General features: G+C 57.7%; 21 protein-coding genes. 12 read left to right on the top strand and 9 right to left on the bottom strand.

Annotated elements, in window-relative coordinates:
• Positions 1-189 precede the first annotated feature (189 nt).
• From prmA to msrP, 8 genes are all read right to left on the bottom strand, one after another.
• Positions 190-1,071, bottom strand: a complete 882-nt coding sequence (gene prmA, locus AC6CWS_RS18305) for a 50S ribosomal protein L11 methyltransferase (protein WP_004144971.1) — start codon at positions 1,069-1,071, stop codon at positions 190-192.
• An 11-nt stretch (positions 1,072-1,082) separates the two neighbouring features.
• A complete protein-coding gene (gene panF / locus AC6CWS_RS18300) occupies positions 1,083-2,534 on the bottom strand; it encodes a sodium/pantothenate symporter (protein ID WP_065882600.1) in 1,452 nt (483 codons plus the stop codon).
• Positions 2,524-2,766, bottom strand: a complete 243-nt coding sequence (locus tag AC6CWS_RS18295) for a DUF997 family protein (RefSeq protein WP_004206253.1) — start codon at positions 2,764-2,766, stop codon at positions 2,524-2,526. Before AC6CWS_RS18295 ends, panF begins: the two co-directional genes overlap by 11 nt.
• Positions 2,767-2,876: 110 nt before the next feature.
• Entirely contained in the window at positions 2,877-4,226 is a 1,350-nt protein-coding gene (accC, locus tag AC6CWS_RS18290; RefSeq protein ID WP_004174096.1) for an acetyl-CoA carboxylase biotin carboxylase subunit, read from the bottom strand.
• A 10-nt stretch (positions 4,227-4,236) separates the two neighbouring features.
• Positions 4,237-4,704, bottom strand: a complete 468-nt coding sequence (gene accB, locus AC6CWS_RS18285; protein ID WP_004206250.1) for an acetyl-CoA carboxylase biotin carboxyl carrier protein — start codon at positions 4,702-4,704, stop codon at positions 4,237-4,239.
• A 22-nt stretch (positions 4,705-4,726) separates the two neighbouring features.
• Positions 4,727-5,179, bottom strand: coding sequence for a type II 3-dehydroquinate dehydratase (gene aroQ, locus AC6CWS_RS18280; protein ID WP_023291159.1), 453 nt, complete (start codon positions 5,177-5,179; stop codon positions 4,727-4,729).
• 232 nt (positions 5,180-5,411) lie between these two features.
• Positions 5,412-6,011 carry a protein-methionine-sulfoxide reductase heme-binding subunit MsrQ gene (gene msrQ / locus AC6CWS_RS18275; RefSeq protein ID WP_023291158.1) on the bottom strand — a complete coding sequence of 200 codons (600 nt, stop codon included), beginning with the start codon at positions 6,009-6,011 and terminating at the stop codon, positions 5,412-5,414.
• Entirely contained in the window at positions 6,011-7,012 is a 1,002-nt protein-coding gene (gene msrP, locus AC6CWS_RS18270) for a protein-methionine-sulfoxide reductase catalytic subunit MsrP (protein WP_032454192.1), read from the bottom strand. Before msrP ends, msrQ begins: the two co-directional genes overlap by 1 nt.
• 230 nt (positions 7,013-7,242) lie before the next feature.
• On the opposite strand from msrP, the gene AC6CWS_RS18265 reads away from it, so the two are divergent.
• The 9 genes from AC6CWS_RS18265 (at position 7,243) to tldD (ending at position 19,784) form a co-directional block, all read left to right on the top strand.
• Positions 7,243-7,434, top strand: coding sequence for a hypothetical protein (locus tag AC6CWS_RS18265; protein ID WP_032429221.1), 192 nt, complete (start codon positions 7,243-7,245; stop codon positions 7,432-7,434).
• A 79-nt stretch (positions 7,435-7,513) separates the two neighbouring features.
• Positions 7,514-9,454: an RNase E specificity factor CsrD gene (gene csrD / locus AC6CWS_RS18260; protein ID WP_044524921.1), complete on the top strand. Its 1,941-nt coding sequence runs from the start codon at positions 7,514-7,516 to the stop codon at positions 9,452-9,454.
• A gap of 305 nt (positions 9,455-9,759) precedes the next feature.
• Positions 9,760-10,803, top strand: a complete 1,044-nt coding sequence (gene mreB / locus AC6CWS_RS18255) for a rod shape-determining protein MreB (RefSeq protein ID WP_002918653.1) — start codon at positions 9,760-9,762, stop codon at positions 10,801-10,803.
• A 70-nt stretch (positions 10,804-10,873) separates the two neighbouring features.
• On the top strand, positions 10,874-11,866 hold the full coding sequence (gene mreC, locus AC6CWS_RS18250; protein WP_004206242.1) for a rod shape-determining protein MreC: 993 nt from the start codon (positions 10,874-10,876) through the stop codon (positions 11,864-11,866).
• Positions 11,866-12,354 carry a rod shape-determining protein MreD gene (gene mreD, locus AC6CWS_RS18245; protein WP_002918648.1) on the top strand — a complete coding sequence of 163 codons (489 nt, stop codon included), beginning with the start codon at positions 11,866-11,868 and terminating at the stop codon, positions 12,352-12,354. The genes mreC and mreD overlap by 1 nt, the downstream gene beginning before the upstream one ends.
• Before the next feature lie 7 nt (positions 12,355-12,361).
• Positions 12,362-12,943 carry a Maf family protein gene (locus tag AC6CWS_RS18240; protein WP_023291155.1) on the top strand — a complete coding sequence of 194 codons (582 nt, stop codon included), beginning with the start codon at positions 12,362-12,364 and terminating at the stop codon, positions 12,941-12,943.
• 2 nt (positions 12,944-12,945) lie between these two features.
• Positions 12,946-14,415, top strand: coding sequence for a ribonuclease G (rng, locus tag AC6CWS_RS18235; RefSeq protein WP_004206239.1), 1,470 nt, complete (start codon positions 12,946-12,948; stop codon positions 14,413-14,415).
• Between the two features lie 37 nt (positions 14,416-14,452).
• Positions 14,453-18,250, top strand: coding sequence for an AsmA2 domain-containing protein YhdP (yhdP, locus tag AC6CWS_RS18230; protein WP_102004656.1), 3,798 nt, complete (start codon positions 14,453-14,455; stop codon positions 18,248-18,250).
• An 88-nt stretch (positions 18,251-18,338) separates the two neighbouring features.
• A complete protein-coding gene (tldD, locus tag AC6CWS_RS18225; protein WP_004206236.1) occupies positions 18,339-19,784 on the top strand; it encodes a metalloprotease TldD in 1,446 nt (481 codons plus the stop codon).
• 35 nt (positions 19,785-19,819) lie between these two features.
• Here the strand turns inward: tldD and aaeR are convergent, their stop codons facing one another.
• Positions 19,820-20,749 (bottom strand): HTH-type transcriptional activator AaeR, encoded by a 930-nt coding sequence (gene aaeR / locus AC6CWS_RS18220; protein ID WP_002918641.1) that lies wholly within the window; start codon positions 20,747-20,749, stop codon positions 19,820-19,822.
• A gap of 131 nt (positions 20,750-20,880) precedes the next feature.
• On the opposite strand from aaeR, the gene aaeX reads away from it, so the two are divergent.
• From aaeX to aaeB, 3 genes are read left to right on the top strand one after another with little or no spacing between them, the layout of a single operon-like run.
• Complete coding sequence (gene aaeX / locus AC6CWS_RS18215) at positions 20,881-21,084, top strand: p-hydroxybenzoic acid efflux pump operon protein AaeX (RefSeq protein ID WP_002918640.1); 204 nt, start codon at positions 20,881-20,883, stop codon at positions 21,082-21,084.
• A 7-nt stretch (positions 21,085-21,091) separates the two neighbouring features.
• Positions 21,092-22,024: a p-hydroxybenzoic acid efflux pump subunit AaeA gene (aaeA, locus tag AC6CWS_RS18210; RefSeq protein WP_023291152.1), complete on the top strand. Its 933-nt coding sequence runs from the start codon at positions 21,092-21,094 to the stop codon at positions 22,022-22,024.
• Between the two features lie 5 nt (positions 22,025-22,029).
• Positions 22,030-23,997: a p-hydroxybenzoic acid efflux pump subunit AaeB gene (aaeB, locus tag AC6CWS_RS18205; protein ID WP_023291151.1), complete on the top strand. Its 1,968-nt coding sequence runs from the start codon at positions 22,030-22,032 to the stop codon at positions 23,995-23,997.
• The last annotated feature ends 2 nt before the right edge of the window (positions 23,998-23,999 follow it).

The raw sequence follows: 23,999 nt of genomic DNA, 5'->3' as shown, positions 1-23,999 counted from the left end.
TGGATAATTTGTGTCCATTTATAAAATCATAAAACTTCTCGATTTTTCTTAGACAAACTCGCTACCAGGCGATATAAAACGCTGTTTTTATAGCCAAAAAAGTGCTCTGTAGTGCGATCTGCCTCTCATTTCCTGGCATTATTTGGTGGCTACTGGAAACAAAAATGCGGCCCACAGGCCGCATTGCGCTTAGTTTTTCCGGCCGGTGATCCGGCACCACTCCTCTTTTTCGACCACCGGGTCAAGGGTGAAGAGATCGGCGTAGGCTTCACAGACGCTCTCCGCCTGGCTGGCAAGGATGCCGGAAAGTCCCAGCAAACCGCCTGAAACGGGCAGGACGCTGATTAACGGCGCCAGCTCACGTAACGGGCCAGCCAGGATATTGGCGACCACGACGTCGGCTTTCATCGACTCCGGCTGGTCCTGAGGAAGATAGAGCTCCAGACGCTCAGAGACGCCGTTACGCTGCGCGTTATCGCGGCTGGCCTGAATAGCCTGCGGGTCGATATCAATGCCGATCGCTTTTGCGGCCCCCAGCTTCAGTGCGGCAATCGCCAGGATGCCGGAACCGCAGCCAAAATCAATGACCGTTTTTCCGTTGAGGTCGAGTCCATCGAGCCACTGCAGGCACAGGGATGTCGTCGGGTGCGTGCCGGTACCGAAGGCCAGACCCGGATCGAGCATCACGTTGACGGCATTTTCATCCGGAACGTCGCGCCAGCTCGGGCAGATCCACAGCCGCTCACCGAAACGCATCGGATGGAAGTTATCCATCCATTCCCGCTCCCAGTCTTTATCTTCCAGCTGCTCGATCTTATGCGCGAAGCCGGCGCCCAGCAGCGGGTGCTGCTCCAGTTGGGCAACGACCGCTTTCATATCGGTTTCGGCATCGAACAGGCCGATCACGTCGGTATCGCCCCACAGCCGGGTTTCCCCGGGCAACGGCTCAAATACCGGCGTATCGTGCGTATCCTGGAAGGTGATCGAGACCGATCCGGCCTCCATCAGCGCATCGCTAAGATCTTCAGCGTTCGCGCCGGTGGTATTTAGTTTCAGTTGGATCCATGGCATAGCAAAACTCTTTATTTATCAGTAGTCAAAATAGGTGGCTGTGGTGCGGGACGGCCGAAACGGTTCCCTGCCACAAACGCCAGTAAACTCAGCAGCAGCGCGGGAACGATCGGGTGGAAGCCGAGAAACTGCACTTTCAGCGTGGCAAGTACGGCATACAGCACGCCGCCCACGATCATCGCGCTCAGCGCGCCAGTCGCGTTAGCACGTTCCCAATACAGGCCCAATACCAGCGGCCACAGGAAGACGGCTTCCAGGCCGCCGAAGGCCAGCAGATTCAGCCAGATAATCATCTCCGGCGGTCGCCAGGCCGCGAGCAGCAGCAGAACACCCAACAGGAGCGTGATGCCGGCGGACATGCGTTTTAGCCGCTTTTCGTTAGTCGCCTGATCCGGACGCCAGTTCAGATACAGATCCTTGATGATCGTAGCGGAACTTTGCAGAAGCTGGGCATTGATCGTCGACATAATCGCCGCCATCGGCGCGGCCAGAAAGATCCCTGCCGCAAAGGGCGGGAGCACTTTGACCATCAGCGTCGGGATCACCAGATCCGGTACGGTTAAGTCGGGGATCACCGCCCGCCCTAACGCGCCGGCCAGGTGCATGCCAAACATCAGGATCGCCACTACGATAGTGCCGATAATGATGCCGCGATGCACGGCTTTGCTGTCTTTGTAGGAGATACAGCGTACGGCGGTATGCGGCAGGCCAATGACGCCGAAGCAGACCAGCACCCAAAACGAGGCCATAAAGGTTGGCGAGAGGATATCTTCCGCCCCCTGCGGGGACACCAGCTTGACGTCGATCGACTGCAGGGTCTCTACCGCATGGCTAATCCCGCCGGCGGCGTGGATCACCCCCACCAGCAGCACGATCGTGCCGATCAGCATCACCATGCCCTGCATGGTGTCGTTGAGCACGCTGGCGCGAAAGCCGCCATAGGCGGTATACAGCGCGATGCTGATGCCGAAGATCAGCAGACCGGTATCGTAGGGAATACCCGCAGCCGTCTCCAGCAGGCGGGCGCCGCCAATAAACTGGACGGTCATGGCGCCAACGAAGGCTACCAGCAGGCTCAGGCTGGCCAGCCAGACCAGCAGACGGCTCTGGTAGCGCGCAAACAGCATGTCATTGAGGGTGACGGCATTGTAACGACGCGCAAGGATGGCGAATTTTTTTCCCAGTACGCCCAGCGACAGCCAGATGGCGGGGAGCTGGATCATCGCCAGCAGCACCCAGCCCAGGCCGTATTTATAGGCGGCGCCGGGTCCGCCTATAAATGAGCTGGCGCTGATATAGGTGGCGGTTAGCGTCATGGCCAGCACGAAGCCGCCCATCGAGCGGCTGCCGAGAAAGTACTCATTAAGAAAGCTTCCTGAGGCGCGTTTTCTCATGGCGTAAAGGGATAAGCCGAACACCACCACCAGATAGGCGATCAGGGGAATAATGACCTCAAACTGCATCATCGTCCTCCAGAGGAATGTCGCGGAAAACCAGTTTGACCATCGCCCAGCACAGCAGAATAAACAGCAGCGGAACCAGCAGGCAGGCCATTTCAAACCAGTGGGGCAGGCCGGTAAAACCGATAGCCACCCCCGGCAGATAGGCGGCGGCCAGCCAGGCGGCAAGATAGAGAAGGGTCAGCCACAGCGCCCAGCGCGCTTCTTTGTGGGCCTGAACAAAGCGTTTGTCCATTTTTTGTCCCTTGAGGATAAAGAAAGCGGGGATTGTACCGCATGGTATAGATGAGGAGAGAGAAAAAGAAAAAAGGCCGGAAAATCCGGCCTTTTGCTGAGAGAGCAGAATTATTTTTCCTGCAAGCCGAGTTTTTTCTCCAGATAGTGGATGTTGGTGCCACCATGCTGGAAGTTCTCGTCGCTCATAATGCGCATCTGCAGATCGACGTTGGTCTTGATGCCATCGATGATCAGCTCCTGCAGCGCATTCTTCATGCGGGCAATCGCCACGTCACGGCTTTCGCCGTAGCAGATCAGTTTGCCGATCATGGAGTCATAGTACGGCGGTACGGTGTAGCCGGCGTAAATATGGGACTCCCAGCGCACGCCAAAGCCGCCCGGCGCGTGGAAACGGGTAATTTTACCCGGGCTCGGCAGGAAGGTGTTCGGGTCTTCGGCGTTGATACGGCATTCCACCGCATGGCCGCGAACCACCACTTCATCCTGCTTGATGGACAGCGGCTGGCCGGCTGCGATACGCAGCTGCTCTTTGATCAGGTCAACGCCGGTGATCATTTCAGTTACCGGATGCTCTACCTGGATACGGGTGTTCATTTCAATGAAGTAGAACTCGCCGTTTTCGAACAGGAACTCAAAGGTACCCGCCCCGCGGTAGCCGATATCGACACAGGCTTTCGCGCAACGCTCGCCGATGTAGCGACGCAGTTCCGGAGTGATGCCCGGCGCCGGCGCTTCTTCGACCACTTTCTGGTGACGACGCTGCATGGAGCAGTCACGTTCAGCCAGATAGATAGCGTTGCCCTGACCGTCCGCCAGTACCTGAATTTCAATATGACGTGGGTTTTCCAGGTATTTCTCCATGTAGACCATATCGTTGTTGAAAGCCGCTTTGGCTTCCGCTTTGGTCATGGAGATGGACTGGGCCAGTTCAGCGTCGCTGCGCACAACGCGCATACCGCGACCGCCGCCGCCGCCGGAGGCCTTGATGATCACCGGATAGCCGATGCGTTTAGCATGGGCGCGGTTAGCGTCCATGTCGTCGGTCAGCGGGCCGTCAGAACCAGGTACGGTCGGGACGCCGGCTTTTTTCATGGCGGTGATCGCGGACACTTTGTCGCCCATCAGGCGGATAGTGTCGGCTTTCGGGCCGATGAAGATAAAGCCGGAGCGCTCAACCTGCTCAGCAAAGTTGGCGTTCTCGGAGAGGAAGCCATACCCCGGGTGAATCGCTACCGCGCCGGTGATCTCAGCGGCGCTGATGATAGCTGGGATGTTCAGATAGCTTTTTACGGACGGAGCCGGACCGATACAGACCGTCTCATCCGCTAACAATACGTGTTTTAGATCGCGATCCGCGGTGGAATGCACAGCAACGGTCTTGATGCCCAGTTCTTTACAGGCACGCAGGATGCGCAGTGCGATCTCGCCACGGTTAGCGATGACAATTTTATCCAGCATGTTCGCCTCGTTACTCGATAACTACCAGCGGCTCGTCGAATTCTACCGGTTGGCCGCTTTCGATCAGAATGGCTTTCACCACGCCGGCTTTGTCGGCTTCGATCTGGTTCATCATTTTCATCGCTTCGACGATGCACAGGGTGTCGCCCACGTTAACTTTCTGGCCAACTTCCACAAACGCTTTCGCGTCCGGGCTTGGCGTACGATAGAAAGTACCAACCATCGGGGAACGTACGATGTGACCACTGATTTCCGCTTTTGCCGGCGCTTCTGCTGCTGCAGCTGGCGCGGCAGCCGCGGCGGCAGGTGCCTGAGGCTGCATCATCGGCGCAGCATAAGCCTGCTGCATAACCGGATAGCTTGCGGCCGGTGCAGAGCGGCTGATGCGAACAGACTCTTCGCCTTCAGAAATTTCCAGTTCGGAGATACCTGATTCTTCAACCAGCTCGATCAGTTTTTTAATCTTACGAATATCCATGAGTGGGTTCCGTACTCTTTGTTTAGTGTGATTGTGACAGGCGTTTTACCGCCGTCTGTAAAGCGTATGAATAGCCGTCCGCCCCCAGTCCGCAGATGACGCCAGCGGCGACATCTGACAGATACGAATGCTGGCGGAAGGGTTCGCGTGCATGCACATTGCTCAGGTGAATCTCGATAAACGGGATGTTCACGGCAAGCAAAGCGTCACGGATTGCTACGCTGGTATGCGTGAACGCGGCCGGATTAATCAGGATATAGTCCACGTTGTCTTTAGCCTGATGAATTCGGTCGATTAACGCATGCTCCGCGTTGGACTGCAGGTGATCCAGGCTCACATTCAGCGCCGCCGCTTCAGATGTTAAATGGTTAACAATCTCCGCCAGCGTGAGCGGACCATACTTCTCAGGCTCGCGGGTACCGAGCATGTTAATGTTTGGACCATTCAAAAGCAAAATGTGAAACTTCTTTGCCATCGTGTGGCGATCTCCTGCCATTTTCGGGTAAAAAACAACATATACCTTCAATGCGCCCTTGTCACCTTTTCAGGGTCAGAAAACCCCGTCAGGAAAGCCAAAGTCGCACATTATAACGATTTCGTAGCAATTGGCAGCTAAATACTGGTCTTATCAGGGAAGATTATCAACCGCTATCTTAAAAAGAGTCGCGGTTGATAAAGGATCTGCGGGAAACTGCACATTACGGGATTCAGCGCCACCACTGGCGGAACTTCTTGTAACGCCATGCCAGCAGCGCCACTGCCAGCAGGGCATAAATGATGGGCTGCGGCGAGAGGATCTTCACTGACCACAGGTAGTGAATCGGCGCGAGGATCGCCACCAGATAGACGAAGTTGTGTAAAAGTTGCCAGCGGCGGCCCAGTTTTCGCTGCATCGCCTGCGTCGATGTCACCGCCAGCGCCAGCAGGATCGCCCAACTGACCATGCCTAACGTCAGATAGGGGCGGTTGATAATCTCCGAGCCCAGCAGCGCCAGATTGTTAATACCCAGCTCCAGCAGGGTATAGCTGGTCAGGTGCAGCGTCGCCCAGGCGAAACACCATAAACCTAACAGGCGACGAACGCGAATCAATAATGGTTGTTTCGCATAGCGCGCCAGCGGGGAGACCAGCAGCGTCGCCAGCAGAAACTTCAGCGCCATCCTGCCGGTAAAATGCTGGATATCCTTGGCCGGATCGGCGCTAAAGTAGCCCTGATGTCCGGCCCAGAATAGCCAGACCAGCGGCAAAAAACCCGCCAGATGAAGTAAAACCTTCAGCCAGGCGATCTGTTTGACGGTGAAACGCACTAGAAGTTCTCCCGCAGATTCATGCCGCGATACAACGACGCCACTTCGTCGGCATAGCCGTTAAACAGCAGGGTTGGCTGACGCTTGACATCGAGTACGCCGCCGGCGCCGATAAACCGCTCGCTGGCCTGCGACCAGCGGGGGTGATCGACGTGCGGATTGACGTTGGCGAAGAAGCCGTATTCGTCCGGTGCCGCCAGGTTCCAGGTGGTCGGCGGCCGCTCGCGGGTCAGTTCAATGCTGACGATGGATTTAATGCCTTTGAAACCGTACTTCCACGGCACAGTAAGGCGGACCGGCGCGCCATTTTGCGGCGGCAGCGCTTTGCCATACACCCCGACGGTGAGCAGCGTCAGCGGATGCATCGCTTCATCCAGCCGCAGCCCCTCCACGTAAGGGTAAGCCAGCCCCCCGCCGATAAACCGATCTTTCTGCCCGGGCATTTGATCCGGAGCATAGAGGGTTTTGAAGGCCACATAGCGCGCATTGCTGGTGGGCTCCACCAGCGCCAACAGCTTATGCAGCGGGAAGCCGACCCAGGGGACCACCATCGACCAGGCTTCCACGCAGCGCATACGATAAATACGCTCTTCCAGCGGGAAGCGTTTGGTCAGATCGTCATGGTCGAGAGTCAGCGGCTTCGCCACCTCACCGCCGATGGTCAATGTCCAGGGATCGGTGCGCAGGCTACCCGCGTTCGCCGCCGGATCGGCTTTATCGAGGCCGAATTCATAAAAGTTATTGTAGCCGGAGACTTTATCTTCCGGGGTAAGCGTCAGCTTAGCCTGCCATTCAGCGGGTTTAGCAAAGTCCAGGGCTTTGCCCGCCGGGGCTGGTGGACGGTCATGGCCTTTAAACCAGTCCAGCAGGTCGGCCTGCGCGGCGGCGGGAAGCGAAAGGGCGGTCGCGCTGATGCCCAGCATTTTCAGCACCTGGCGCCGCTGGAGCATAAAAACGGATTCGGCCGTGACGTCGGCTTCCGTCAGTTTTTTTCTTTTCATGGTGTCCTCCGTCATGCGTTTCCTTAAGCATGACGGAGGCGGCGATGAATCGCGAATATGTCACGAAAAATTGCACATTAGGAGCATGAGCCGCCGCCGAAGCAGGGGCGCGGTCGTCCAGGAATCATCGGAAAGTGGCGCAAGACGTTTCCTTTACCGCGCCTGACCCGGCATCTTTAGCAGGGAAAAAAGCGGACGGGAGGCTGGCAGGACGGAAAATCGGCAATAATGTGCGCCGCTGGCGCGGGTTTGCCATCCAGCGTCTAAAATTAAAGCGCTTCTGGCGCAGGCCGCAGGCGGGCGGCGATTGGCAAATTTTTTCTGCCGACTATACTCGCTATCGGCATACTTTCGCCGATAATACGCATTCCATTGCCAGACTCGCCATCTTTGATAGTATGCGTCGCGCTTTAAAAGGTTAATGCTAGCGTCAAGGCGCGCGCCGGCACGGGAGCCTGATGGTTCATCGGGCAGTCATTCACTCGCGGAGTTAACACAGGGATGCGATTAACGACGAAGTTCTCAGCCTTTATCACGCTGCTAACTAGCCTGACCATCTTTGTCACGCTGATTGGCGCTTCGCTGAGTTTTTACAACGGCATTGAGAACAAGGTCGAAAACCGGGTTCAGGCGGTGGCGACCATGCTGGATAACCGGCTCATCACCACCTCTTTTGATAAGCTTGAGCCGCAGCTGGATGAGCTGATGACGCCGATAGAGATCGTGCATATCGATTTCATGCTTAACGGTAAACCGCTCTACAGCCACTCCCGAACCGACAGCTATCGCCCGCTTGGCAGTCATGAGCAATTCCGTGAGATCACGGTCCCGTCGTTGAAACATCCCGGTATCTCTCTGCATCTGGTCTACGTTGACCCGATGGTGAACTATTTCCGTTCGCTGTCGATTACCGCCCCGCTGTCGATCTCCATTGGCTTCATGGTGGTGATTATTTTCTTCGCCGTCCGCTGGATCCGCCGCCAGCTGGCGGGTCAGGAGCTGCTTGAGCTTCGTTCCACGCGTATCCTGAGCGGCGAGCGCGGGCCGCAGGTGCGCGGCTCAGTCTATGAATGGCCTGCCAGCACCAGTAGCGCGCTGGATATGCTGCTGTCGGAGCTGCAGTTTGCCAGCGATCAGCGCAGCCGGATGGATACGCTGATTCGCTCCTATGCGGCACAGGATTCTAAAACCGGGCTGAATAATCGCCTGTTTTTTGACAATCAGCTGGCCACGCTGCTGGAAGATCAGGAGAAGGTGGGGGCGTACGGCATCGTGATGATGATCCGTCTACCGGAGTTTGATCTGCTACGGGACAACTGGGGGCGGGCGGCGGCCGAAGAACATTACTTCACGCTTATCAACCTGCTCTCTACCTTTATTATGCGTTACCCTGGCGCGCTGCTGGCGCGCTATCACCGTAGCGACTTCGCTGTGCTGCTGCCGCACCGCACGTTAAAAGAGGCGGATAGTATCGCCGGGCTGCTGCTGAAAGCCATGGACGCGCTGCCTCCGACGCGGATCCTCGATCGTGACGATATGATGCATATCGGCATCTGTTCTTTCCGCAGCGGACAATCGGCGGCGCAAGTGATGGAACATGCCGAAGCGGCAACGCGCAACGCGGTGCTGCAGGGCAGCAACAGCTGGTCGGTCTATGACGATACCCTTCCGGAGAAAGGCCGCGGCAACGTTCGCTGGCGGACGCTGATCGAACAGATGCTGAGCCGCGGCGGGCCGCGGTTGTACCAGAAGCCCGCCGTCACCCGCGACGGTCGGGTGCATCACCGTGAACTGATGTCGCGGATGTACGACGGTAAAGAAGAGGTAATTGCCGCCGAGTACATGCCGATGGTGCTGCAGTTTGGCCTGGCGGAGGAGTATGACCGCCTGCAGGTGACGCGCCTGCTGCCGTTTTTAGGCTTCTGGCCCGAGGAGAATCTGGCGCTGCAGCTGTCGGTGGAGTCGCTGATCCGTCCGCGTTTCCAGCGCTGGCTGCGCGATGCTCTGATGCAGTGTGAAAAATCGCAGCGTCAACGGATTATTTTTGAACTTGCTGAGGCAGATGTTTGTCAATATATCGGCCGTCTGCAGCCGGTTATGCGGTTGGTTAACGCGCTTGGCGTTCGGGTGGCGGTGGTTCAGGCAGGGTTAACCCTGGTGGGAACCAGCTGGATCAAGCAGCTGGATGCGGAGCTGATCAAACTGCATCCGGGCCTGGCGCGCAACATCGAAAAGCGCAGCGAGAACCAGCTGCTGGTGCAAAGCCTGGTGGAAGCCTGTAAAGGCATGCCTATGCAAGTTTTTGCGACGGGCGTACGCAGCCGCAGCGAGTGGCTGGTACTGTCCCAATGCGGTGTCACGGGCGGGCAGGGGGAATTTTTTGCCGCCTCACAGCCACTTGACACAAATGTGAAAAAATATTCGCAAAGATACTCGGTTTGATCTGCCGTTTAGCGTGATTTCACGTAGAATAACGCGCGCCATCGTGAAGGGGGTGTGCTTGTCTACCTGCCGGATCATCGCAATGTAAATGCCAGTGACCCTCCTTTGACAGGTTACAAATTCAGGCGTGGAGCGCTGCTGAAGATTTCAGCAATGAACGGAGTCGGAAAAATTTGTAACAAAGGAAATGAACTGCACTAATTTTCACCGCAGCAGGTGATTTTTGCGCCTTGTCGCTGCTGCGTGTGGTTGGTAAAGTAAGCGGATTTTGTTTTCCGCCCCAGCTTTCAGGATTATCCCTTAGTATGTTAAAAAAATTTCGTGGCATGTTTTCCAATGACCTGTCCATTGACCTGGGTACCGCGAATACCCTTATTTACGTAAAAGGACAAGGCATCGTATTGAATGAGCCTTCCGTGGTGGCCATTCGTCAGGATCGTGCCGGATCGCCGAAAAGCGTCGCCGCCGTGGGTCATGAAGCGAAGCAGATGCTCGGCCGTACCCCGGGTAATATCGCGGCGATTCGCCCGATGAAGGACGGCGTTATCGCTGACTTCTTCGTGACGGAAAAGATGCTGCAGCACTTTATCAAACAAGTGCACAGTAACAGCTTTATGCGCCCGAGCCCGCGCGTACTGGTCTGCGTGCCGGTTGGCGCCACCCAGGTTGAGCGTCGTGCTATCCGTGAATCCGCGCAGGGCGCTGGCGCTCGCGAAGTGTTCCTGATTGAAGAACCGATGGCGGCCGCGATCGGCGCTGGCCTGCCGGTTTCTGAAGCGACCGGTTCCATGGTGGTGGATATCGGCGGCGGTACCACTGAGGTAGCGGTTATCTCCCTGAACGGCGTGGTTTACTCTTCTTCCGTGCGTATCGGCGGCGACCGCTTCGACGAAGCCGTCATCAATTACGTGCGTCGTAACTACGGCTCCCTGATCGGTGAAGCAACCGCTGAGCGTATCAAACATGAAATCGGTTCGGCTTACCCGGGCGATGAAGTGCGTGAAATTGAAGTGCGCGGCCGTAACCTGGCGGAAGGCGTTCCACGCGGCTTCACCCTGAACTCAAACGAAATTCTTGAAGCGCTGCAGGAGCCGCTGACCGGCATCGTGAGCGCGGTCATGGTTGCCCTTGAGCAGTGCCCGCCGGAACTGGCGTCTGATATCTCCGAGCGCGGGATGGTTCTCACCGGCGGTGGTGCGCTGCTGCGCAACCTGGACCGTCTGTTAATGGAAGAAACCGGTATTCCAGTCGTGGTTGCTGAAGATCCGCTGACCTGCGTAGCGCGTGGCGGCGGCAAGGCGCTGGAAATGATCGACATGCACGGCGGCGACCTGTTTAGCGAAGAGTAGTCAGCCTGAAGGTCCGGGGTGGCTTCCGCGCTGCCCCTGGTCTTTACTGACACGAGAATACGCATAGCCTATGAAGCCAATTTTTAGCCGTGGCCCCTCGCTACAGATTCGCCTTATTCTGGCGGTGCTGGTGGCGCTTGGCGTGATTATCGCCGACAGCCGCCTGGGTACGTTCAGTCAAATCAGAACGTACATGGATACAGCCGTCAGCCCTTTCTACTTTGTCTCTAATGGTCCCCGGGAACTGCTCGACAGCGTATCGCAGACGCTGGCTACCCGTGACCAGCTCGAACTGGAAAACCGCGCGCTGCGTCAGGAGCTGTTGCTGAAAAACAGCGATCTGCTGATGCTGGGCCAGTACAAGCAGGAGAATGCGCGCCTGCGTGAACTGCTTGGCTCGCCGCTGCGCCAGGACGAGCAAAAAATGGTGACCCAGGTCATCTCAACGGTCAACGACCCCTACAGCGATCAGGTGGTTATCGATAAGGGCAGCGTCAACGGCGTCTACGAAGGCCAGCCGGTTATCAGTGATAAAGGCGTGGTGGGGCAGGTCGTAGCCGTGGCGAAAATGACCAGCCGGGTACTGCTGATCTGTGATGCCACCCATGCGTTGCCAATCCAGGTCCTGCGGAACGATATTCGCGTCATTGCCGCCGGTAACGGCTGCACCGACGACCTCCAGCTTGAGCATCTGCCGGCAAATACCGATATTCGCGTCGGCGATGTGCTGGTGACCTCCGGTCTGGGCGGTCGTTTCCCGGAAGGGTACCCGGTTGGGGTTGTCTCTTCAGTGAAACTGGACACCCAGCGCGCCTACACGGTGATCCAGGCGCGTCCGACGGCCGGTCTGCAGCGTTTGCGCTATCTGCTGCTGCTGTGGGGCGCCGATCGCAATGGCGCTAACCCGATGACCCCGGAAGAGGTCCATCGGGTGGCTAACGAACGCCTGATGCAGATGATGCCGCAGGTGTTGCCTGCGCCGGATGCGATGGGGCCGCAGATGCCGGCGCCCGCCACCGGGCTGACGCCGTCTCAGCCGTCGCAGCCTGCAGGGGGGCAATAGTGGCAAGTTACCGTAGCCAGGGACGCTGGGTTATCTGGCTCTCGTTTCTTATCGCGCTATTGCTGCAAATTATGCCCTGGCCGGCGGACATCAGCGTTTTCCGGCCCAACTGGGTATTATTGATCCTGCTGTACTGGATCCTCGCGCTGCCGCACCGGGTGAATGTGGGAACGGGCTTCGTGATGGGGGCTATTCTTGATCTCATCAGCGGCTCGACGCTGGGCGTTCGCGCGCTGTCCTTAAGCATCGTCGCCTATCTGGTGGCGCTGAAGTATCAGCTGTTCCGTAACCTGGCGCTGTGGCAACAGGCGCTGGTAGTCATGCTGTTATCCCTCGCCGTGGATATCATTGTTTTCTGGGCAGAGTTTTTAGTGATCAACGTCTCTTTCCGTCCGGAAGTATTCTGGAGTAGTGTAGTAAACGGTATCCTCTGGCCATGGCTCTTCCTGCTGATGCGTAAAGTGCGTCAGCAATTTGCAGTGCAATAAGGTTGATATGACAACTCTGTATCTTGCTTCTGGTTCCCCGCGTCGGCAGGAACTGCTGACTCAGCTTGGTCTCGCGTTCGAGCGTCTGGTTCCTGGTATCGAGGAGCAGCGCCAGCCGCAGGAGAGCGCGCAGCACTATGTCGTGCGCCTGGCGCGCGAAAAGGCGCAGGCCGGGGTGGCGCTGGCATCGCGGGATTTGCCGGTTTTGGGAGCGGATACGATTGTTATTTTGAACGGCGAAGTGCTGGAAAAACCGCGCGACGCCGAACACGCTGCAGCGATGCTGCGCCTGCTTTCCGGCCAAACCCATCAGGTCATGACCGCGGTGGCGCTGGCGGATAAGCAGCAGACGCTGGATTGTCTGGTGGTCACGGAAGTGACCTTCCGGCCGCTCAGCGAGCAGGATATCGCCGATTATGTGGCCAGCGGCGAGCCTTTAGATAAAGCAGGTGCATACGGTATTCAAGGGTTGGGTGGCTGTTTCGTCAGGAAGATTAATGGCAGCTATCACGCCGTAGTCGGCTTACCGCTGGTGGAAACGTATGAGTTGCTCAGTAACTTTAACTCACTGCGTAAAGAAAAGGGATAAAGATGACGGCTGAATTATTAGTGAACGTAACGCCATCCGAAACGCGCGTTGCGTATATTGATGGCGGTATTCTGCAGGAAATCCATATTGAGCGTGAAGCGCGACGCGGAATAGTAGGCAATATCTACAAAGGTCGTGTTAGCCGAGTGCTGCCGGGAATGCAGGCGGCTTTTGTAGATATTGGTCTGGATAAGGCGGCGTTCCTCCACGCCTCCGATATCATGCCGCATACCGAGTGCGTTGCCGGTGAGGAGCAAAAGCAGTTTACCGTGCGCGATATTTCGGAGCTGGTGCGCCAGGGCCAGGACCTGATGGTCCAGGTGGTTAAAGATCCGCTCGGTACCAAAGGCGCGCGTCTGACCACCGATATTACCCTGCCTTCCCGCTATCTGGTCTTTATGCCGGGCGCCTCCCACGTGGGGGTCTCTCAGCGCATTGAAAGCGAAGCCGAGCGCGAGCGGCTGAAAAAGGTCGTGGCAGAGTACTGCGACGAGCAGGGCGGATTTATCATTCGCACCGCCGCGGAAGGCGTTCACGAGCAAGAGATGGCCGCCGATGCCGCCTATCTTAAGCGCGTATGGACCAAGGTGATGGAGCGCAAAAAGCGCAACCAGACCCGCTATCAGCTGTACGGCGAGCTGGCCCTGGCTCAGCGCGTGCTGCGTGATTTTGCCGACGCGCATCTCGACCGGATTCGCGTCGATTCGCGGCTGACCTACGAGGCGCTGCTCGAATTTACCGCCGAATATATCCCGGAAATGACCAGCAAGCTGGAACACTACAGCGGCCGTCAGCCGATATTCGATCTCTTTGACGTTGAGAACGAAATTCAGCGCGCGCTGGAGCGTAAAGTCGAGCTCAAGTCCGGGGGGTATCTGATCATCGACCAGACCGAGGCGATGACCACCATCGATATCAACACCGGGGCGTTTGTTGGGCACCGCAATCTTGACGATACTATCTTCAATACCAATATCGAAGCCACCCAGGCGATAGCCCGCCAGCTGCGTTTGCGTAATCTCGGCGGCATTATCATCATTGATTTCATCGACATGAACAATGAAGACCATCGCCGGCGGGTGTTGCACTCCCTGGAGCAGGCCCTCAGTAAAGACCGGGTGAAGACCAGCATCAACGGTTTCTCTCAGTTGGGTCTGGTGGAGATGACCCGTAAACGCACCCGCGAAAGCGTGGAGCATGTGCTGTGCAACGAATGCCCGACCTGCCACGGACGCGGAACGGTAAAGTCCGTGGAAACGGTATGCTATGAGATTATGCGTGAGATCGTTCGCGTGCATCATGCTTATGATTCCGATCGCTTCCTGGTCTATGCTTCCCCTGCGGTGGCGGAAACCCTGAAAGGGGAAGAGTCGCATGCGCTGGCGGAAGTGGAGATCTTTGTCGGCAAGCAGGTGAAGGTACAAATTGAGCCGCTCTATAATCAAGAGCAGTTCGATGTGGTTATGATGTAAAACACTGCGTCATTGTGCGGCTGACAAGGAGAGAGGCGTGAGGCGACTGCCCGGGATTTTATTGCTCACCGTGGCAACACTGATTGTTATCGTCGCGCTGCTGGTGAGTGGCTTGCGTCTCGTGTTGCCGCAGCTCGATGCCTGGCGTCCGCAGCTGCTGGAGAAGATCTCCTCTCTCACCGGCACGCCGGTGGATGCCTCGCAGATCGCCGCCAGCTGGCAAACTTTTGGCCCAACATTAGATGTCCGCGATATTCATGTCGGGCTGAAAGATGGCGGGACAATGGCGGTCAAGCGCGTGACCCTGGCGCTGGACGTCTGGCAGAGTCTGTTGCATATGCGCTGGCAGTTCCGCGATCTCACCTTCTGGCAGCTGCAGATCCATACCAATACCCCTATTCAGACCAATGACGGCGGCGAAAGCCTGAAAACCGACCGCGTCAGCGATCTCTTTTTACGTCAGTTCGACCACTTTACTCTGCGCGACAGCCATCTGAGCTTCCTGACGATTTCCGGTCAGCGGGCGGAGCTGGCGGTCCCGCAGCTGACCTGGCTTAACGGCAGGAACCGTCACCGCGCCGAGGGGCAGCTCAGCCTTTCCAGTCTCACCGGCCAGCATGGCGTCATGCAGGTGCGGATGGATCTCCGCGATGAGGATGGCCTGCTGAACAAAGGCCGGGTCTGGCTGCAGGCTGACGATATTGACGTCAAGCCCTGGCTGGGCCGCTGGATGCAGGACAATATCGCCCTGAAAAGCGCCCGCTTCAGCCTCGAAGGCTGGATGACCATTGAAAAAGGCGATGTGGCCAGCGGCGACGTATGGCTGAAAAAAGGGGGCGCCAGCTGGCAGGGGGATAGCGAGGTTCATCACCTGTCAGTGGATAACCTGACGGCGCATCTCTTCCACGACAAGCAGAGCTGGGGCTTCTACATTCCCGATACGCGGATCGCGATCGACGATAAACCCTGGCCAAGCGGCGCGCTGGCGATGGCGTGGATCCCGGCGCAGGATGTCGGTGGCGACGGTCATCAGCGTAGCGATGAATTACGTATTCGCGCCAGCAACTTAGCCCTCAGCGGTCTGAGCGGACTGCAGCCGTTTGCCGATAAGCTGGCGCCTTCATTGGGCGAACTCTGGCGCACCACGCAGCCCAGCGGCAAAATCAACCTGCTGGCTCTCGATATTCCCCTGCAGGCGACGGAGAAAACGCGCTTTCAGGCGCAGTGGAGCGATCTGGCGTGGAAGCAGTGGAAACTCCTGCCGGGAGCGGAACACTTTTCCGGCAGCCTGAATGGCAGCGTTGAGCATGGGGAACTGCGCGCGCGCATGACGAAGGCGCTGATGCCGTATACCGGTGTTTTCCGGGCCCCGCTGGAGATCGCCGCTGGCGAAGCCACCCTCAGCTGGGTGAAAAATGACAAAGGGTTTATGCTTGATGGCCGCGATATTGACGTGCAGGCGACGGGGGTACGCGCCCGCGGCGGCTTCCGCTATCTGCAACCGCAGGGGGACGATCCCTGGCTGGGTATTCTGGCGGGGATCAGCACCAACGATGGCGGCCAGGCGTGGCGTTACTTCCCGGAAAACCTGATGGGCAAAGCGCTGGTGGACTATCTCAGCGGCGCGATTAAAGCCGGACAGGCACGCGATGCGACGCTGGTGTATGGCGGCAACCCACATTTGTTCCCGTATCCGCACAACGAAGGCCAGTTCCAGGTTTACGTCCCGCTGAAGAATGCCACTTTCGCTTTTCAACCGGACTGGCCGGCGCTGACCGGGTTGAATATCGACCTTAATTTTATCAACAGCGGCCTGTGGATGCGGGCGGAGAAAGCGATGCTCGGCAACGTGACCGCCAGCAATCTCGATGCCGCGATCCCGGATTACGCGCAGGAAAAACTGCTGATTGATGCCGATATCAAAGGCCCGGGGAAAGAGGTGGGACCTTATTTCAACACCACGCCGCTGAAAGAGACCCTGGGAGCGGCGCTGGATTCCCTGCAGCTGGATGGTGATGTAAGCGCTCGCTTACATCTGAACATTCCCCTCGATGGCGAAATGACCACCGCGAAAGGCGATGTGCATCTGCAGAATAACGATCTGTTTATCAAGCCGTTAGATACCACGCTGCAGAACCTGAGCGGTAATTTCAGCTTTGTGAATGGCGATCTTAATAGTCAAACGTTGAGCGCGACCTGGTTTAATCAGCCGCTGAACCTCAATTTTTCCACCCGCGAAGGCGAAAAAGCGTTTCTGGTGGATGTCGGGATGAACGCCAGCTGGCAGCCGTCGCGCACCGGGCTGCTGCCGAAAGCGGTTAATGAGGCGCTGAGCGGTAGCGTTCCGTGGGAGGGTAAAGTCGCTATCGAACTGCCGTACCATGGCAATGCCAGCTATAAGGTTGATATCAATGGCGATCTGAAGAATGTGAGCAGTCACTTACCTTCACCGGTCAACAAGTCCGCTGGCGAACCCCTGCCGGTCAAAATTAACGTTGCCGGCGGTCTGAGCAGCTTCGACCTGACCGGATCCGTTGGCGCGAAGAATCATATCAACAGCCGCTGGTTGCTGAACCGTAAGCTGACGCTGGACAGAGCGATCCTCACGACGGACAGCAAAGGCCCCTCTCCGCTGCCCGACCAGCCCGGCGTTGAGCTCAATCTGCCGCCGATGGATGGCGCGCAGTGGCTGGCGCTGTTCCAGAAGGGCGCGGCGAATGAAGTCAGCAGCAGCGTCCTCTTTCCACCGCGCATTGTGCTGCGTACGCCGTCGCTGGCGCTGGCCGGCCAGCAATGGAACAACGTGAGTCTGATGTCGCAGCCGGTCACCGGCGGTTCACAGGTTGAGGCGCAGGGGCGCGAGATCAACGCCACCCTGACGATGCGCGACAATGCCCCGTGGCTGGCAAATGTGCGTTATCTCTATTTCAACCCGGCCAGCGCCAGCGGCAAGGGCGGAACGGAGAACGTGGCCCCGCAGGCGGAGACGCGGCTGGATTTCCACGGTTGGCCCGATCTGCAGCTGCGCTGCGCGGAATGCTGGCTGTGGGGGCAAAAATATGGCCGTATCGACGGCGATGTGGCGATCAAGGGCGATACCTTAACGCTCTCCAACGGCCTGGTGGATACCGGGTTTGGCCGGCTGACGACCGACGGCGTGTGGGTTAACGCCCCTTCCGGGGTGCGCACCTCGCTGAAAGGCAGACTGCATGGCAATAAAACGAATGAATTTGCGGATTTCTTTGGCGTTTCCACACCGGTGAAGGATTCGCCGTTTGATATCGACTACGATCTGCACTGGCGCGCGCCGCCCTGGTCACCCGATGTCGCGTCGCTCAATGGGATCATTAAAAGCCACCTCGGCAAGGGTCAGTTTACCGACCTGAGTACCGGACACGCAGGCCAGCTGCTGCGTTTGCTGAGCGTCGATGCCCTGCTGCGCAAACTGCGCTTCGACTTCAGCGATACCTTTAGCGAAGGATTTTACTTCGACTCGATTAACAGTACGGCCTGGATTAAGGATGGTGTACTGCATACCGATGATACGCTGGTGGATGGCCTGGAGGCGGACATTGCCATGAAAGGGTCGGTCGATCTGGTGCGTCGTCATCTGGACCTGCAGGCGGTGGTGGCGCCGGAGATCTCCGCGACCGTCGGCGTGGCGGCGGCCTTCGCCGTCAACCCAATTGTCGGCGCGGCGGTGTTTGCCGCCAGCAAGGTGCTGGGGCCGCTGTGGAACAAAGTCTCGATACTGCGCTATCGCATCACCGGCCCGATTGACCAGCCGCAGATCAATGAAGTGCTGCGCCAGGCGCGCAGCAACAAAAAGCAATGATTTGACGATTGCCGGGAATTGCCGCAATCTCAATAGATAGCCTTCTGTATTTCCGCCTGTCAGGCGGCAACAAACGAGTAGCATAACGATGAGTCTGAACCTGGTAAGTGAACAATTACTGTCGGCAAATGGCCTGAATCATCAGGACCTGTTTGCCATTCTTGGTCAACTGACCGAGCGCCGCCTCGATTACGGCGATCTCTATTTTCAGTCGAGCTATCACGAATCCTGGGTTCTGGAAGACAGCATCATTAAAGATGGGTCGTACAATATCGACCAGGGCGTAGGCGTGCGCGCCGTCAGCGGCGAAAAAACGGGCTTTGCCTACGCTGACCAGATCAGCAAGCTGGCGCTGGAGCAGAGCGCCCAGGCGGCGCGGACCATTGTGCGCGAGACTGGCAATGGCAAAGTACAGACCCTCGGCGCCGTAGAGCACAGCGCCCTCTATACCAGCATCGACCCGCTGCAGAGTATGAGCCGGGAAGAGAAGCTGGATATTCTCCGCCGGGTAGACAAAGTCGCCCGCGCGGCGGACCAGCGCGTGCAGGAGGTTTCGGCCAGCCTGAGCGGGGTCTATGAGCTGATTCTGGTGGCCGCCACCGACGGCACTCTGGCCGCCGACGTTCGTCCGCTGGTGCGCCTCTCGGTCAGCGTGCTGGTGGAAGAGGACGGCAAACGCGAGCGCGGCAGCAGCGGCGGCGGCGGGCGTTTTGGCTATGACTATTTCCTCGCCTCTCAGGAGGGCGAAGTACGGGCCGACGCCTGGGCGAAAGAAGCGGTGCGCATGGCGCTGGTTAACCTCTCGGCGGTCGCCGCCCCGGCGGGGATGCTGCCGGTGGTGCTCGGCGCCGGCTGGCCTGGCGTTCTGCTGCACGAAGCGGTCGGTCACGGCCTGGAAGGCGATTTCAACCGTCGCGGCACCTCGGTCTTTAGCGGCCATATGGGGGAATTAGTCGCCTCTGAGCTGTGCACCGTCGTGGACGACGGCACCATCGTCGACCGTCGTGGCTCGGTGGCCATCGATGACGAAGGCACGCCGGGTCAATACAATGTGCTGATCGAAAACGGCATCCTGAAAGGCTACATGCAGGATAAACTCAATGCGCGTCTGATGGGCGTCGCGCCGACCGGCAACGGCCGCCGTGAATCCTATGCCCATCTGCCGATGCCGCGTATGACCAACACCTATATGCTGGCGGGCCAGTCCACGCCGCAGGAGATTATCGAGTCGGTGGACTACGGTATCTTCGCGCCTAACTTCGGCGGCGGGCAGGTGGATATCACCTCCGGTAAGTTTGTCTTCTCCACCTCCGAGGCCTATCTGATCGAAAAAGGCAAGGTCACGAAGGCGGTGAAAGGCGCTACCCTGATCGGCTCCGGGATTGAGACTATGCAGCAGATTTCGATGGTGGGTAACGATCTGCGTCTGGATAACGGCGTCGGCGTCTGTGGCAAAGAGGGCCAGAGCGTGCCGGTGGGCGTTGGCCAGCCGACCCTGAAGGTCGATAACCTTACCGTCGGCGGCACTGCCTGATCCTGAGCGGGTTCCCGGCGTCGCCGGGAACCGCTTCAGCGGGCGATCCCTCTGCCGTGCATCCCCTGATAGATCTTCGCCACGTCGACAAAATACTCCGTCAGATAATTGATACAGACCTGCACTTTCAGCGGCAGTTTATCCTTTTCGGTGTACAGGGCGTAGACCGGACGCGGATCGGACTGGTAGCTCGGCAGCAGGATCTCAAGCTCACCGCGATTGATCTCTTCGATCGCCCACATCAACGGCACATAGGCGATACCCACCCCGGCGGTCAGCCAGCGCACCAGCGTCATGGGGTCATTGGTCACAAAGCGCCCCTGCGGGGTCAGGCGGGTTGAGATCCCTTCCGGCGCGATAATGACAAACTCATTGTCCGGCCGCACGCTATATTCCAGCCAGGCATGCCCGGCAAGATCGGCCGGTTTCTCCGGATTGCCAGCCTGCGCCAGATAGCTTTTCGCGGCGCATAACACCATCGGCATTGAGCCCAGACGGCGGGAAAAAAGACTGGAATCCTGCAGGGCGCCCACGCGGATCACCACGTCAAGACCGTCGGCGATCAGGTCCGGCGCAGGTATGCCGGTGACCAGATTGACGGAGAGCCCGGGGTATTCTTTCAGCATTTTCGCCGTTATGCGCGCCAGAACATTCTGTGCCATAGTTGAAGAGCAGCCGATACGCAGCGTTCCGATGGGGGTGTTGTTAAATGCGTATAATTGCTCATGGACATCCTGTGCTTCAAACAGCATCCTACGGCAGCCCTGATAGTAAATTTTACCTGCTTCCGTTAAGCCAAGGCTGCGGGTGCTGCGGTTGAGCAGCTTCACCTGCAGTTCATCTTCCAGTTTGGCGACGGTCTGACTGATCGAGGAAACGCTCATCTGAAGCTGGCGGGCCGCTGCGGTGAAGGAACCTAATTCGACCACTTTGGCGAAAACGGACATGCGCTTTAATCGTTCCATTATTCACTCTGGCTTAAAAGTGATTTAGATCACACATTGTAGATAATGCGGCAATCGTTACGTTAATATATTGTTAGCTACATAATAAACGCATCTGCTCACTACCTGTACGCTTCTTATTCAAGGTCATCATGAGTCTGTTTCCTGTCATCGTGATTTTCGGCTTATCGTTTCCGCCGATCTTCTTCGAGTTGCTTTTGTCGCTGGCCATCTTCTGGCTGGTGCACCGATTGCTGGTTCCGACCGGCATTTACGATTTTGTCTGGCACCCTGCACTGTTTAATACGGCGCTATATTGCTGCCTTTTTTATTTGATATCGCGCTTGTTCGTTTGAGGTTGATGTGAAAACACTAACAAGAAATATCCTCCGTACCGCTATTACCGTGATACTGGTCATTTTGGCCTTCGTGGCGATTTTCCGCGCCTGGGTTTACTACACCGCCTCGCCGTGGACGCGGGATGCGCGCTTTAGCGCCGACATTGTGGCCATTGCTCCCGACGTCTCCGGGCTGATTTCCCAGGTAAACGTCAAGGATAACCAACTGGTTAAGAAAGACCAGGTATTGTTCGTTATTGACCAACCTCGTTACCAAAAAGCGCTGGCGCAGGCGGAAGCCGATGTCGCCTACTATCAGACCTTAGCCCAGGAAAAACGTGTCGAAGCCGGTCGGCGTAATAAGCTTGGCGTCCAGGCGATGTCGCGGGAAGAGATTGACCAGGCGAACAACGTGCTGCAGACCGTTGAGCATCAGCTGGCGAAAGCGGTGGCCAGCCGCGACCTGGCCAGACTGGACCTGCAGCGCACGGAGATTCGCGCCCCCGCGGATGGCTGGGTGACCAACCTTAACGTCTATACCGGTGAATTTATCACCCGCGGCTCCACGGCGGTGGCGCTGGTCAAAGAGAATACATTTTACGTCATGGCCTATCTGGAAGAGACCAAACTGGAAGGCGTCCGCCCTGGATACCGGGCGGAAATTACCCCGCTTGGCAGCAGCAAAACCATTAAAGGCACGGTGGACAGTATCGCTGCGGGGGTAACCAACGCCAGCAGCAGCAGCGACTCGAAAGGGATGGCTTCGGTGGATTCCAACCTTGAATGGGTGCGTCTGGCGCAGCGTGTGCCGGTTCGTATTCGCCTTGACCACCAGCAGGGGAATCTGTGGCCATCGGGCACGACGGCGACGGTGGTGATCACCGGTAAAGAAGACCGTGATACCAGCCAGGCCAACTTCTTCCAGAAACTGGCTATGCGCCTGCGCGAATTCGGTTAATCGCTATGGGGACATATACTATTGCTCCCCAGCATCTCCGCTTTGCTATTAAGCTTGCATGCGCGGTGGTGTTGGCGCTGTTCGTCGGCTTCCATTTTCAGCTCGAAACGCCGCGCTGGGCGGTGCTGACCGCGGCGATTGTCGCCGCTGGCCCGGCCTTTGCCGCCGGGGGAGAGCCGTACTCCGGCGCGATCCGCTATCGCGGCATGTTGCGTATTGCCGGGACCTTTATTGGCTGTATTGCGGCGCTGGTCATCATCATCCTGATGATCCGCGCCCCTCTGCTGATGATGCTGGTCTGCTGCCTGTGGGCCGGGTTTTGTACCTGGGTTTCGTCGCTGGTCAAGGTCGAAAACTCCTATGCCTGGGGGCTGGCCGGATACACCGCGCTGATTATCATTATTACCATCCACACCGATCCAATGCTGGCGCCGCAGTTTGCCGTTGAGCGCTGCAGCGAAATCGTCATCGGGATTGTCAGCGCCATCGTCGCCGATCTGCTGTTCTCCCCGCGTTCGATTAAAAAAGAGATCGACCTTGAGCTGGATAACCTGCTGATTGCACAGTATAAGCTGATGCAGTTATGCGTTGCGCACGGCGAAAAAGATGAAGTGGATCAGGCCTGGGGAGCGCTGGTGCGTCGCACCACGGCGCTGGAAGGAATGCGCAGTAACCTGATTATGGAGTCCTCTCGCTGGGCTAAGGCGAATCAACGCCTGAAGGCGATCAATACCCTCTCGCTAACGCTTATCACCCAGGCTTGCGAAACCTACCTGATTCAGAACTCGCGCCCGGAAATGGTGACGGACGACTACCGCGAGCTGTTCGCTGAGCCGGTTGAGACGGTGCAGGATGTTCACCAGCAGCTGAAGCGTATGCGTCGCTTCCTGACCTGGAAAGGCGAGCATAATACGCCGGTCACCATCTACAGCTGGGTAGGCGCAGCCACCCGTTACCTGCTGCTTAAGCGTGGCGTGGTGGGCAACACCAAAATCAGCCGCATCGAAGACGGTGTATTGCGCGGCGAAACGGTGGTTAAAGTGGAGTCCGCCGAGCGTCACCACGCGATGGTGAACTTCTGGCGTACCTCTGTCTCCTGTATCCTTGGGACGCTGTTCTGGCTGTGGACGGGCTGGACCTCAGGCAGCGGCGCGATGGTGATGATTGCCGTGGTTACCGCGCTGGCGATGCGCTTGCCTAACCCGCGAATGGTGGCGATAGACTTCCTCTACGGTACTCTGGCGGCGTTACCGCTGGGTACCCTGTACTTTCTGGTGATCATGCCGGCGACGCAGCAGAGTATGCTGTTGCTTTGTATCAGCCTGGCGGCGATGGCGTTTTTTATCGGTATCGAAGTGCAGAAAAGGCGCCTCGGATCGCTGGGGGCGCTGGCGAGCACCATCAACATTCTGGTGCTGGATAACCCGATGCAGTTCCAGTTCAGTCAGTTCCTCGATAGCGCGCTGGGGCAGATCGTCGGTTGTTTCCTCGCCCTGATGGTTATTCTCATTGTCAGGGATAACTCCCGGGCAAGAACCGGTCGGGTGCTGCTGAACCAGTTTGTCTCCGCGGCGGTCTCTTCGCTGACCACCAACTCGGCGCGTCGCAAAGAGAATCATCTGCCCGCGCTCTATCAGCAGCTGTTTTTATTGCTCAACAAATTCCCTGGCGATGTCGCCCGTTTCCGTCTGGCGTTGACGTTAATCATTGCCCACCAGCGCCTGCGCGATGCGCCCGTGCCGGTGAATGAGGATCTGTCGGCGTTCCATCGCCAGCTGCGACGTACCGCGGATCATGTGATCTCCGCCGGGAGCGATGATAAGCGTCGGCGCTACTTTACCCGGCTGCTGGCGGAGCTTGATGTTTATCAGGAGAAGCTGCGGGTCTGGGAGGCTTCGCCGCAGGTGACCGAGCCGGTACGGCGACTGGTTGAGATGTTGCACAAGTACCAGCATGTGCTGACCAGCAGTTAACC

The organism is Klebsiella sp. M041 (genome assembly GCF_059759695.1).
The sequence above is the reverse complement of the archived record's forward strand: the minus strand, read 5'-3'. Positions and strand labels throughout refer to the sequence as shown.

Bases quoted from the DNA above. Each gene is read 5' to 3' on its own strand.
- AC6CWS_RS18240 (WP_023291155.1), top strand. From the start codon at position 12,362: ATGACAACTCTGTATCTTGCTTCTGGTTCCCCGCGTCGGCAGGAACTG.
- mreB (WP_002918653.1), top strand. From the start codon at position 9,760: ATGTTAAAAAAATTTCGTGGCATGTTTTCCAATGACCTGTCCATTGAC.
- panF (WP_065882600.1), bottom strand. From the start codon at position 2,534: ATGCAGTTTGAGGTCATTATTCCCCTGATCGCCTATCTGGTGGTGGTG.
- accB (WP_004206250.1), bottom strand. From the start codon at position 4,704: ATGGATATTCGTAAGATTAAAAAACTGATCGAGCTGGTTGAAGAATCA.
- prmA (WP_004144971.1), bottom strand. From the start codon at position 1,071: ATGCCATGGATCCAACTGAAACTAAATACCACCGGCGCGAACGCTGAA.
- rng (WP_004206239.1), top strand. From the start codon at position 12,946: ATGACGGCTGAATTATTAGTGAACGTAACGCCATCCGAAACGCGCGTT.
- tldD (WP_004206236.1), top strand. From the start codon at position 18,339: ATGAGTCTGAACCTGGTAAGTGAACAATTACTGTCGGCAAATGGCCTG.
- aaeR (WP_002918641.1), bottom strand. From the start codon at position 20,749: ATGGAACGATTAAAGCGCATGTCCGTTTTCGCCAAAGTGGTCGAATTA.
- aroQ (WP_023291159.1), bottom strand. From the start codon at position 5,179: ATGGCAAAGAAGTTTCACATTTTGCTTTTGAATGGTCCAAACATTAAC.
- accC (WP_004174096.1), bottom strand. From the start codon at position 4,226: ATGCTGGATAAAATTGTCATCGCTAACCGTGGCGAGATCGCACTGCGC.
- msrP (WP_032454192.1), bottom strand. From the start codon at position 7,012: ATGAAAAGAAAAAAACTGACGGAAGCCGACGTCACGGCCGAATCCGTT.
- AC6CWS_RS18295 (WP_004206253.1), bottom strand. From the start codon at position 2,766: ATGGACAAACGCTTTGTTCAGGCCCACAAAGAAGCGCGCTGGGCGCTG.
- aaeB (WP_023291151.1), top strand. From the start codon at position 22,030: ATGGGGACATATACTATTGCTCCCCAGCATCTCCGCTTTGCTATTAAG.
- csrD (WP_044524921.1), top strand. From the start codon at position 7,514: ATGCGATTAACGACGAAGTTCTCAGCCTTTATCACGCTGCTAACTAGC.
- mreC (WP_004206242.1), top strand. From the start codon at position 10,874: ATGAAGCCAATTTTTAGCCGTGGCCCCTCGCTACAGATTCGCCTTATT.
- aaeX (WP_002918640.1), top strand. From the start codon at position 20,881: ATGAGTCTGTTTCCTGTCATCGTGATTTTCGGCTTATCGTTTCCGCCG.